8 protein-coding genes, 2 rRNA genes and 2 pseudogenes are annotated in these 11,557 nt (G+C 71.9%); 9 read left to right on the top strand and 3 right to left on the bottom strand.

Annotated elements, in window-relative coordinates; translation table 11 throughout:
• The 4 genes and pseudogenes from QMK28_RS32430 to QMK28_RS32415 form a co-directional block, all read left to right on the top strand.
• A 23S ribosomal RNA gene (locus tag QMK28_RS32430) occupies positions 1–101 on the top strand; the annotation flags it as partial.
• 109 nt (positions 102–210) lie between these two features.
• Positions 211–327, top strand: a 5S ribosomal RNA gene (gene rrf / locus QMK28_RS32425).
• Between the two features lie 111 nt (positions 328–438).
• Positions 439–1,611: pseudogene (locus tag QMK28_RS32420) on the top strand (hypothetical protein); the annotation flags it as partial.
• Positions 1,612–1,803: 192 nt separating this feature from the next.
• Positions 1,804–2,482, top strand: a pseudogene (locus tag QMK28_RS32415) (hypothetical protein); the annotation flags it as partial.
• A gap of 931 nt (positions 2,483–3,413) precedes the next feature.
• On the opposite strand, the gene QMK28_RS32410 reads toward QMK28_RS32415, so the two are convergent.
• Complete coding sequence (locus tag QMK28_RS32410) at positions 3,414–4,685, bottom strand: DUF1015 domain-containing protein (protein WP_326443276.1); 1,272 nt, start codon at positions 4,683–4,685, stop codon at positions 3,414–3,416.
• A 77-nt stretch (positions 4,686–4,762) separates the two neighbouring features.
• Here QMK28_RS32410 and QMK28_RS32405 point away from each other — a divergent pair, with 77 nt between their 5' ends.
• Entirely contained in the window at positions 4,763–5,824 is a 1,062-nt protein-coding gene (locus tag QMK28_RS32405) for an HAD hydrolase-like protein (protein WP_326443275.1), read from the top strand.
• A gap of 282 nt (positions 5,825–6,106) precedes the next feature.
• Here QMK28_RS32405 and QMK28_RS32400 read toward each other — a convergent pair whose 3' ends face one another.
• Together QMK28_RS32400 and QMK28_RS32395 are read right to left on the bottom strand one after the other, a co-directional pair.
• Positions 6,107–7,009 carry a siderophore-interacting protein gene (locus QMK28_RS32400; RefSeq protein WP_326443274.1) on the bottom strand — a complete coding sequence of 301 codons (903 nt, stop codon included), beginning with the start codon at positions 7,007–7,009 and terminating at the stop codon, positions 6,107–6,109.
• Positions 7,010–7,026: 17 nt separating this feature from the next.
• On the bottom strand, positions 7,027–8,061 hold the full coding sequence (locus QMK28_RS32395; RefSeq protein WP_326443273.1) for an ABC transporter substrate-binding protein: 1,035 nt from the start codon (positions 8,059–8,061) through the stop codon (positions 7,027–7,029).
• 86 nt (positions 8,062–8,147) lie between these two features.
• On the opposite strand from QMK28_RS32395, the gene QMK28_RS32390 reads away from it, so the two are divergent.
• The 4 genes from QMK28_RS32390 to QMK28_RS32375 all read left to right on the top strand — a co-directional run.
• Positions 8,148–9,308, top strand: a complete 1,161-nt coding sequence (locus QMK28_RS32390) for a FecCD family ABC transporter permease (RefSeq protein ID WP_326443272.1) — start codon at positions 8,148–8,150, stop codon at positions 9,306–9,308.
• On the top strand, positions 9,305–10,333 hold the full coding sequence (locus tag QMK28_RS32385) for a FecCD family ABC transporter permease (protein ID WP_326443271.1): 1,029 nt from the start codon (positions 9,305–9,307) through the stop codon (positions 10,331–10,333). Before QMK28_RS32390 ends, QMK28_RS32385 begins: the two co-directional genes overlap by 4 nt.
• Positions 10,334–10,485: 152 nt before the next feature.
• The gene (locus QMK28_RS32380) at positions 10,486–11,289 is read left to right on the top strand and encodes an ABC transporter ATP-binding protein (RefSeq protein ID WP_326443270.1); all 804 of its coding nucleotides are present in this window, start codon (positions 10,486–10,488) and stop codon (positions 11,287–11,289) included.
• A gap of 27 nt (positions 11,290–11,316) precedes the next feature.
• Positions 11,317–11,557 (top strand): hypothetical protein (locus QMK28_RS32375; protein ID WP_326443269.1); only part of this gene is annotated, 241 nt, incomplete at its 3' end.

Genomic DNA, 11,557 nt, shown 5'->3' with positions numbered 1-11,557 from the left:
GGGGTTAAGGCTCCCAGGAGACTACTGGGTTGATAGGCCAGGTGTGGAAGCCCTGTAAGGGGTGGAGCTGACTGGTACTAATAGGCCGAGGGCTTGTCCTCAGTTGCTCGCGTCCACTGTGTAGTTCCCGGGCTGCGAACTGTCGCACCGGTTGAACTAGTAACACCTAATTGAAGAGTGTGCTTGTTCGCTTGGAACACCCGATGGTGTTTCGGTGGTCATAGCGTTAGGGAAACGCCCGGTTACATTCCGAACCCGGTAGCTAAGCCTTTCTGCGCCGATGGTACTGCAGGGGGGACCCTGTGGGAGAGTAGGACGCCGCCGAACAATCTTTGAAGGACCTTTGGTCCCAGCGTTCATGCTGGGACCAAAGGTCCTTTTTTGTTTTTCCCGAAGCGCGCTGCTGTGTCAGATGCGTGAGAATGACTGCGGTACCCGATGACAGGAGTCACGACGATGTCCACCAACTCGCCAGAGGACAGGCCGGACCGGCCGCAGCGCCGGGACGGCGGCGACCGTCCGGACTCCCGTAGCTCGGGCCCGCGTCGTGACGACCGCGGCGGTCGGCCTGCGGGCAGTGACCGCCGCGATGAGCGCGCGGCTGGTCAGCCTGCGGGCAACGACCGCCGTGTCGAGCGGCCGAGTAGCTCGCGTCGCGATGACAACCGTGGTGCCGGCAGCACTGGTGGCGGGTTCCGTCGGGACGACCGTCCCAGTGGTCCGCCGCGTGATGACCGTGGTAGCAGCGGTGCGCCGCGTCGCGATGACCGTGGCAGCAGCGCTCCGCGTCGTGATGACCGTGGCAGCAGCGCTCCGCGTCGTGATGACCGTGGCAGCAGCGCTCCGCGTCGTGATGACCGTGGCAGCAGCGCTCCGCGTCGTGACGACCGTCCCAGCGGCGGCTTCCGACGTGATGGTGACCGGCCGAGCGGCCCGCGCCGTGACGACCGTCCCAGCACGGGTCGGCCTCCTGCGAGCAATGACCGTCGTGACGACCGTGGCGGCCGGCCTGCGGGCAACGACCGGCGCGATGAGCGGCCCAGTGGCCCCCGTCGCGATGACAACCGTGGTGCCGGCAGCACCGGTGGCGGGTTCCGTCGGGACGACCGTCCCAGTGGTCCGCCGCGTGATGACCGTGGTGCCGGCCGTTCAGGCGGCTTTGAGCGCCGTGACGACCGTGGTGGCAGCGCTCCGCGTCGTGATGACCGTGGCAGCAGCGGTGCGCCGCGTCGCGATGACCGTGGCAGCAGTGCGCCGCGACGCGACGACCGTCCCTCCGGTGGCCGTACTGGTGGGTTCGAGCGTCGCGACGACCGGCCCAGTGGTCCCCGTCGGGATGACCGCCCCACAGGCGACCGTTCTGGTGGTTTTGAGCGTCGCGATGACCGTGGCAGCAGCAGTGCGCCGCGCCGCGATGACCGCCCTTCGGGCGGTCGGACCGGTGGCTTCGAGCGTCGTGACGACCGTGGTAGCAGTGCTCCCCGTCGCGATGACCGTCCCTCCGGTGGTCGGACCGGTGGTTTTGAGCGCCGCGATGAGCGTCCCAGTGGTCCGCCGCGTGATGACCGTGGTGCCGGGCGCTCGGGTGGTTTTGAGCGTCGCGATGACCGTGGCAGCAGCAGTGCGCCGCGCCGCGATGACCGCCGTGACGACCGTGGGTCGAGCCGTCCCCCGTACTCCCCGCAGGGGCGTGGCCGGGACGATCGTGCAGGTGCCGGTGCCGGGCGTCGTGATGACCGGTCCGGTGGTGGCGGTTACGCGCGTCGGGACGACAGGGAGCGCGAGCGGGAGCCGATCAAGCGGCTGCCCATTCCCGAGGACGTCACGGGCGACGAGATCGACAAGGAAGTGCGGCAGGAGCTCCTGAGCCTGCCGAAGACCCTGGCCGAGGACGTGGCCAAGAACCTCGTCATGGTCGCCAACCTGCTCGACGAAGACCCCGAGCAGGCCTACGAGTACTCGCGGATCGCTCTGCGGCTCGCCTCGCGGGTCCCCTCGGTGCGGGAAGCCGCCGGCTTCGCCGCGTACGCCGTCGGCAAGTACTCCGAGGCTCTCGCCGAGTTCCGCGCGTCCCGTCGTATGACGGGGTCCGTGGACCTGTGGCCGGTTATGGCCGACTGCGAGCGTGGCATGGGTCGTCCCGAGCGGGCGATGGCCATGGCCGGCGAGCCCGAGGTGAAGCGGCTGGACAAGGCCGGTCAGGTGGAGATGCGCCTGGTCGCGGCCGGTGCCCGTCGTGACATGGGGCAGCTGGAGGCGGCGGTCGTCACGCTGCAGAGCTCTGAGCTGGCCTCGACGGCGATTCACCCGTGGACGGCTCGCCTGCGCTATGCGTACGCGGATGTGCTGCTCGCCGTCGGGCGTGAGAGCGAGGCTCGCGAGTGGTTCGCGAAGGCGCTCGAAGCGGATCAGGGTGGAGCGACCGACGCGTCGGACCGGCTCGCAGAGTTGGACGGCGTGGAGTTCACGGACGCGCTCGCCCACGAGGACGACGACGAGCAGATCTCAGCGGCGGATCTTGAGCTGCTGCTCGGGGACGACGCTGCGGACGACGACACAGATGAGGACGACGGGGACGACGAGGACGGCGCGGATGGTGTCGCGGCGGCGGACGATGCGGATGACGTCGTGATGGATGTGGCCCCCGAGGCGGTGGCCCCTGAGGCCGTGGCCGACGCTGACGTGCTCCCCGAGACGGAGGTCGTTCCGGAGGCTGACGCCGAGGTTGCGGTCGAGGCCGCCCCTGAGGTCGAGGTCGAGGCTGCTCCCGAGGTTGCGGTCGAGGTCGCTCCCGAGGCTGACGCCGAGGTTGCTCCTGAGGTCGAGACCGACGCCGTCGTTGCTCCCGAGGTTGCGGTCGAGGTAGCCCCTGCGGTTGACGTCGAGGTAGCCCCCGTGGTCGAGGTCGAGGCTGCACCCGAGGTTGTCGTCGAGCCCGCCCCCGAGGCCGACGTCGACGTCGCTCCCGAGGCCGACGTCGAGGCCGCTCCCGTGGTCGAGGCCGCTCCCAAGGTGGACATCGCCGACCTGGCCGAGTTGCTCGCTGACATCGAGTCCGAGGACGACGACATCGACGCGGACGCGGACACGGACGCGGACACGGACACGGACGCGGACACGGACGCGGACACGGACACGGACACGGACGCGGACACGGACACGGACACGGACGCGGACACGGACACGGACACGGACGTGGACACGGACGTGGAAGCGCCCAATGTCCCGGACACCGAGGTGTCCCAGGTGACCGGCGAGGCCACCGAGTCGGTCGAGTCCGGTGACGAGCCGGACGAGCCCGCCAAGGGCTGATCGCAGCAGTTGACATACGACGAGGGCGGAACCCCACACCGGGGTTCCGCCCTCGTCGTATGTCCGGGGCCCTATGCGCCCGGCCCCGGCCCTGGCCCCGGTCAGTCCAGGTCGAGGTTGCGCAGGACCAGACCCGTCGCCGGCTTCGGGCCGAAGGACGTGGACTTGCGGGGCATCGTGACGCCCTGGCGGGCGAGGTCGCGTACGGCTTCTTCGGGGACCGGGTGCATCAGGACCGCGGTGCCGCCGCGCCGCTCGGCCTGTTCGACGGCGGCTTGCGCGTCGTGGATGTAGCCGATGTGCTCGGGGATGTCGGGGACCTGCCAGACGGTGTCCAGCAGGGTGGCGTGCAGCACGGTGGCGTCCAGGGTGCGCCAGGCTTCGGGGTGGTCGGCGGGGACCGTGCGGGCCAGCAGGCCGGGGTCCGGGTTGTCGATGAGGTGGAAGCCGCCGTCGCCCGCGAGCAGGAAGGCGTTGCCGGTGGCTGAGCCGAGCGCTTCGAGGGCGTGTGGGAGCGGGCCCTCGACGCGCTGTACGCGGAAGGCGCCTTGCAGTGAGGCGATGGCGTCCGGGACCGCGAGCTGGTGCAGCAGCCGGTGGATGGCTCGTACCCGCAGTGGGTAGCGGGCGGTGTCGACCAGCAGGACCAGGCCGTAGTCCCAGGGGCCAGGCGCCGAGCGCTCGGCGCGCAGCCGCAGGTAGGTCGCCCAGCGGTGGTGGCCGTCGGCGATGAGGGCCTGGCGGCGGGCGAGGTCGTCCTGCACGGTCTGGATTCTGGCCGGGTCGGTGACGCTCCACAGGCTGTGCTCGTAGCCGTCCTCGGTGGTGGTGGAGAGCAGCGGCGCGTCCCGCACGGTGCGTTCGATGACGGCGGTGGCCCCGGTCGCGGCACCGCCGCCGTGGTACGAGAGCAGCAGCGGTTCGAGGTGCGCGCCGGTCTCGCGCATGAGGTCGGCGCGGTCCTCGACGACGTCGGGCATGACGTCCTCGTGGGGCAGCACGATGCCGTCCCCGGGCGGGCTGAGCAGCAGCGCGCCGATCAGCCCGCGTTGCAGCACCTCGCCGTTGCGCTGCTCGTAGACGTACAGCGCCGGTACGGGGTCGGGCGCGAGGACGCCCTCGGCCTGCCAGCGGCGCAGCGTCTCGGCGGCTTGGCGGTGGCGGGCGCCCGGGGCGGCGGCCTGCGGCAGGATCAGCCGGACGATGTTGTGCGGGTCGGCCGTCTCCAGGTGGCGCAGCCCGTCCGGCCGGACGACGACGTCGTACGGCGGCGAGGTCACTGCGGCGAGGCTGCCGACCCGTTCCGGGACGTAGCGCACCCCTCGGAAGGGGATCAGCTGCAAGCCGTGGAGGTCGGTCCCGGTGTTGGTCATTTGGGCATGCTATGCGTCGTGTCCTGATGCGGGATGATCGGGGGAGAGACACCCGGATCCACGAGGAGCGATACGCGATGAGCCATCCCAACCGCACTCGGCCCGAGGGCTGCGACCGGCCGCTGGTCGAGGCGTACGACACGGCGCTGCTCGATCTGGACGGGGTCGTGTACGCGGGCGGCGAGGCCATCGCGCACGCCGTCGAGTCGCTCGGCATAGCGCGGGAGCGCGGGATGCGTCTCGCGTACGTGACCAACAACGCGGCGCGGACGCCGCAGACGGTGGCCGCGCATCTGACCCGGCTCGGGGTGCCGGCCGAGCCGGCGGACGTGATCACTTCGGCGCAGGCGGTGGCGCGGCTGATCGCCGATCAGGTTCCCGCGGGCGCCAAGGTGCTGGCGATCGGCGGCGAGGGACTGCGGGTCGCGCTGCGCGAGCGCGGGCTGGAGCCGATCGACTCGGCGGACGACGATCCGGTCGCCGTGGTGCAGGGCTACGGCGGACCCGAGTTGGCGTGGGAGCGGTTGGCGGAGGCGTCGTACGCGGTGGCGCGCGGCGTGCCGTGGTTCGCGTCGAACACGGACCTGACGATCCCGAGCGCGCGCGGCATCGCGCCCGGCAACGGCGCGGCCGTGGAGGTCGTGCGGATCGCGGCGGGCGGCGACCCGCAGGTCGCGGGCAAGCCGCAGCCGCCGATGCACAGGGAGACGATTCTGCGGACCGGCGCGAAGCGGCCGTTGGTCGTCGGCGACCGGCTGGACACGGACATCGAGGGGGCACATGTGGGTGAGGTGGACTCGATCCTGGTGCTCACCGGGGTCACGACGCCCGCCCAGCTGCTGGCCGCTGTGCCGAAGCACCGGCCGACGTACGTGGACGCGGATCTGCGCGGGCTGCTGACCGGGCAGCCGGAGGTCGCCGAGGACGGCGGCGCGTTCCGCTGCGGGGGCTGGACGGCGCGCGCAGCGGCGGACGACGGCGTGCTGGTACTGGACGGTGACGAGGGTGGCGAGGGCGAGGACTCCGACCGCCGCCCGCTCGTCGGGCTGCGGGCGCTGTGCGCGGCGGCCTGGACTGCGGCGGGCGACGGCGCGTGCGAGCTGGACGCGGGGAAGGCGTTGGCCCGGCTCGGGTGGTGAGGGCTGGGGCGGGGTGCGGTGGAGCGGTGCCGCTGGGGGTGGGCCGCGCGGAGGTGGGGCCCTGCCGGGTCCGGCGCGCTGTCTTCAATCTCCCCCAGCCTTCGGCTGGTAGGGGCCCCCAACGGGCTGGATTCAGCCCTCCCCCAGCTCTCCCCCCGCCTTCGGCCGGGAGGCGCCCCAGCCGATTGAGGACACCCGGCGCCCGGTAGCGGGCCAAGCCAGGGACCGGATCAGGGCGCTGGCGCCGTACTTCCGGCAGCGGAAGCGCCGAGTCCCGCCGTGTCAGGCGTTCCGCTCGGCCTGGGCACGGGCCTGGACCTCGTCGGCCTCGCCGGCCGCAGACCCCTCCGCGGCCTCCCGTATCGCCTCGGCGATCAGGTCCTCCTCGGTGACGCCGAGCTTCCAGTAGCCGGTGAACTTCACCGCCTTGCGGTCGAAGCCCCGCTCGCTGACGAGGTGGCGGCGCAGCGCCTTGACGGTGCCGGACTCGCCGGCGATCCACGCGTACGGGGTGCCCTCGGGCAGTTCGGCGGCGCGTACGGCGTCGACGAGCTGCCGGCAGCGGTCCGGCCGCGCCGGGTCGCGGACCAGCCAGGTGATCTCGGCGTCGGCCTCGGTCGGTATCGGGCGGCGGTCGTCCGGGTGCGCGACTTCGATCCACACCTTGGCGGGGGTGCCGGCCGGCAGCCAGTCGAGGATGCCCGCGACCGCCGGGATCGCCGTCTCGTCGCCGGTGATCAGGTTCCAGTCGGTGCCGGGCGGCGGACGGAAGTCCACTCCGCCGTTGTCGGCGACGGCCGGGCCGAAGACGCTGATGCGGTCACCGGGCCGGGCCGCGAGGGCCCAGCGGCCGGCGGGTCCGCCGGTCGTGCCGTGCAGCGCGAAGTCGATGTCGAGTTCGAGCGGGTCCTGGCGCAAAGCGCTCACGGTGTAGCTGCGCATGATCGAGCGGACGGCGGGGTCCTGTGCCTGCCAGGCCGGGAACCAGCCGTCGCCCCGCTCGTCGGGCAGCACCGGGGCTTCCTGGCCCGGCTGCGGCAGGAAGAGTTTGAAGCGCTGGTCCCGGCCGCCGTCGGCGAACCGGTCCAAGTCCTCGCCGCCCAGGGTGATCCGGGCCATGGAGGGGCTGAGCCGCTCGGTCCTGAGCACGTGCAGGTCGAAAAAACGGAAGGGGTTGCTGGTCATGGGAGGGGGACGTCCTTTCAGCCGACCTTCTTGGACTTTTCGATCGCGGCGGCCAGTCGTTCGAGCAGCGGGGCGCAGCCGGTGTAGGAGAAGCGGGGCTCGCTGAGCCAGGGGGTGACCTGACCGGCCTTGACCGCGGGGAGCTTCGCCCAGGTCGGCTTCTTGGCCAGGTCCTTGGGCTGGAGCGCGGCGGTGCGGTTGTCGAGCAGGATCAGGTCGGCGGGGTACTTGTCCGCGTTCTCCCAGCTGAGGTGCTCGAAGAAGCCGCCGTCGACCTTGTCCGGCTTGATGAACTCGACGCCGAGTTCGCGGAAGTACATCAGGTCGGTGTAGACCGCCGGGTCGGACACGTACAGCAGGTCGGCGCTGCCGGAGGCGCACATGACCTTGAGGCCGCCGGAGGCCTTCGCGGCCGAGCGCAGGGTCGCCGCGGCCTTCTCGAAGCGGGCCTTGGCCTCGGTGACCTTCTTGGCCTTGAGGTCGGCGCCCAGCGACTCGGCGAGCTCGGCGTAGCGCTGGATGGGGTGCGGCAGCGAGGTCTTGGCGCCGTTGACGCCGACGCTGGGGGCGAGGCCGAGGATCTTGCCCTTGCTCTCCTCGGGGACGTACCAGAGGACGTTCGGCTGGAGCATGTTGGTGATCAGCAGCTCGGGGCCGAGGGCCGCGTACTTCTCGATGTTGAACTCGCCCCAGGCGTTGCCGAGGATGGTCACCTTGTCGACATCGATACCGCCGGCCTGTGGGTCGGCCTTGCCGTTCTTGAGCTGGGTGGGACCGAAGACCCCGGTGCACTCGATGCCGAAGTCGTGCAGCGCGGCGGCGGCGCCGGTGAACGCGACGATCTTCTTCGGTGTCTTGTCCGCCTTGGCGGTCTTGCCGCGGTCGTCCTTGAACTTCCACGGGCCGCTGTCGGAGCCGGTCTTGGCGGAGTCGGAGGATCCGCCGTCCCCGCAGGCGGTGAGCAGGGCGCCGACGCCGAGCGCGCCGCCCGCGGCGAGCATGCTGCGGCGGGACAGAGGGGTGGTGAGGGGACTGAACCGAGGGCTGCGCATGATGGCCTTGCTCTCCTTGGGGCTACGGGAAAGTTAGGTTAGCCTAACCTAATGTTTTTCGAGACCTCCAGGTGGGGGAGCGCCACATGACCCCACTCAGCCCGCCGCAGGCTGATGCCGCGAGCGCACACGGGCCGGCGGGCGACGCCGGCGCAACGGCCCGCGCCGCAGCCCGGGGTACGGCCCGGGGCCCGTCCGAGAGCCCGTCCCCGAGCCCGTCCGAGTGCGCGGACAAACCCGGCCGGGCCCCCGCGCGGCGCGACGTGGCGCGGGCCGGCGGGCTGCTCGCCGCAGCCGTACTGCTGCTGCTGATCACCCTCGCGAGCATCGCGATCGGCGCCAAACCGATTCCGCTGGACCAGGTCTGGCACGGGCTGCTCCACTTCACCGACACGGACGCCGACGTGGTCGTCCGGGACGTACGGCTGCCGCGCACCGTGCTCGGGCTGCTCGTCGGGGCCGCGCTCGGCCTCGGCGGCGCGGTGATGCAGGCGCTGACCCGCAACCCGCTCGCGGACCCCGGGGTGCTCGGGGTGAACGCGGGCGCGTCGGCCGCCGTGGTCACCGCCATCAGCTTCTTCGGCGTCACCTCGCTCTCCGGCTACGTCTGGTTCGCCTTCCTCGGCGCGGCGGTGGTCTCCGTGCTGGTGTACGCGCTCGGAGGCAGCCGGGGCGCCACCCCGGTACGGCTCGCGCTGGCCGGCACCGCGATGACGGCCGCGCTCTACGGCTACGTCAACGCCGTCGAACTGCTCGACCACGCCTCGCTGGACAAGATGCGGTTCTGGACGGTCGGCTCACTCGCCTCCGCCGACATGGCGGTCGTCAAGCAGGTCGCGCCGTTCGTCGTGGCCGGCGTGCTGCTCGCGCTGTGCCTGGCCCGGCCGCTGAACGCCGTCGCCCTGGGCGACGACACCGCGCGGGCGCTCGGCGCCCGGCTGACCCGGACCCGGGTGCTCGCGATGGCCGCCATCACGCTGCTGTGCGGCGCCGCGACCGCGGCCTGCGGGCCCATCGTCTTCGTCGGCCTGATGGTCCCGCACCTGGTCCGCTCGCTGACCGGCCCCGACCTGCGCTGGAGCCTGCCGTACGCGGCCGTGCTCTCGCCCGTGCTGCTGCTCGGCGCGGACGTCGTGGGGCGGGTCGTGGCCAGGCCCTCCGAACTCCAGGTCGGCATCGTCACCGCGCTGATCGGCGGACCGGTCTTCATCTACCTCGTACGCCGCCGAAGGATGGCTCAACTGTGAACGCACTGCGCACCCGCGGCGGCCACTCGGTCCGGGTGGACGCCCGCGCGCTGATCGTCGGAGCGCTGCTCGCGCTGGTGGCGCTGCTCGCCGGAGTGGTGCTCATCGGCACCGGCGACTACCCGATGTCGGTCCCGGACGTGATCCGCGCGCTGTCCGGCGGCGGCAGCACCGCACAGGACTTCGTCGTCAACGAACTGCGGCTGCCGCGAGTGCTGGTCGGCCTGCTGGTGGGGGCGGCGCTCGGGCTGGCCGGAGCGGTCTTCCAGAGCATCTCCCGCAATCCGCTGGGCAGTCCGGACGTGATCGGGTTCGGCCAGGGGGCCGCGACCGGCGCGCTCACCGTCATCGTCCTCCTCCACGGGGACAGCTTCGCGGTCGCCGCCGGCGCGATCGTCGGCGGGCTGCTCACCGGCGTCGCCGTCTATCTGCTGGCCTGGAAGCGCGGTGTGCACGGCTACCGCCTGGTGCTGGTCGGCATCGGCGCCGCGGCCATGCTCAGCGCTGTCAACGGCTACCTGCTCACCAAGGCCGACCTGGTCGACGCCGCGCGCTCCGTGGTGTGGATGACCGGCTCGCTCAACGGCCGCGACTGGGCGCAGGTCTGGCCGCTGCTGGCGCTGTGCGCCGTGCTGCTGCCGGTGGTGCTGGGCTTCGGCCGGGGGCTGCGGATTCTGGAGATGGGCGACGACGCGGCGTACGCCCTGGGTGTGCGGGTCGAGCGCACCCGGCTGGTGCTGATGCTGGCCGCGGTGCTGCTGACCGCCGCCGCCACCGCCGCCGCGGGCCCGGTCGCCTTCGTCGCCCTCGCCTCGCCGCAGCTCGCCCGCCGGCTCACCCGCAGCACCGGGCCCAACCTGCCGGCCGCCGCCTGCATGGGCGCCGCGCTGCTCGTCACCGCGGACTGGGCCTCGCAGCGCGTCTTCGGCGCCGACCAGCTCCCGGTCGGGGTGCTGACCGGGGTGCTGGGCGGCTGCTACCTGCTGTGGCTGCTCTTCAGCGAGCGCAAGGCGGGCCGGATATGAGCCGGGACCTCGGCGGACCGGACCTCGGCGGACCGGACCTCGGCCGGGGCCGGGCAAAACCGGACGCGACCGGACGGGACACGCAACGCGACAGCCAACGCGACACGCAACGCGACACGCAAGGCAACGCATCAGGAGCCAGGAGAACCCTCATGAGCCGCCTCACGGCCGAATCCGTCACCCTCGCCTACGACCAGCGGGTCATCGCGGAGGAGCTGTCGGTCGTCGTTCCCGACAACTCGTTCACCGTCATCGTCGGCCCCAACGCCTGCGGCAAGTCGACGCTGCTGCGCGCGCTGTCACGGATGCTCAAACCGTCCGCCGGCACCGTGCTGCTCGACGGACAGGCGATCGGCTCGCTGCCCGCCAAGAAGGTCGCCCGCACCCTCGGCCTGCTGCCGCAGTCCTCGATCGCCCCGGACGGGATCACCGTCGCCGACCTCGTCGCCCGCGGCCGCTACCCGCACCAGGGGCTGCTGCGCCAGTGGTCGCCCGAGGACGAACGGATTGTCGATGAATCCATGGCGGCGACCGGTGTCGCATCGCTCGCCGATCGCTATGTCGACGAACTGTCGGGCGGTCAGCGTCAGCGGGTGTGGATCGCCATGGCCCTCGCCCAGCAGACGCCGCTGCTGCTCCTGGACGAGCCCACGACGTACCTCGACATCGCCCACCAGGTCGAGGTGCTCGACCTGTGCGCCCGGCTGCACGAGGAGGAGGGCCGCACCCTCGTCGCCGTGCTGCATGACCTCAATCACGCCGCCCGCTACGCCACCCACCTCATCGCGATGCGCGAGGGCCGGATCGTCGCCGAGGGGCCGCCCGGCGAGATCGTCACCGCCGGGCTGGTGGAAGAGGTCTTCGGGCTGCCCTGCCGGGTCATCGAGGACCCGGAGAGCGGAACGCCGCTGGTCGTACCGGCGGCACGGAAGCCGTCGGCACGCGCCGCAAGGTAGCGTCGTGTTCATGAGCGAGCCGACTTCATGAGTGAGCCGACGCCCGGCCCCGATCCGGAGGCCGACGAAGCACCGGGGACCGGTACGGAACCGGAATCCGAAGCGGAACCGGGGACCGGCAGCGCCCCCGGAGCCGACGCGGGACCGCAGCCGCTGGGCGTGCTGATCACGCCCACCGGGGACGCGGGCGTGGACGCCCAGCTGCGCCGGCTGGCCGACGCGGACCACCTCGCCGCGAGCGGCCACCTGGAGGTGTACGAGGATGTGC

It is taken from the genome of Streptomyces sp. H27-D2 (assembly GCF_035828615.1).
GTDB lineage: Bacteria > Actinomycetota > Actinomycetes > Streptomycetales > Streptomycetaceae > Streptomyces.
This window is presented reverse-complemented; position numbering and strand designations above follow the sequence as displayed.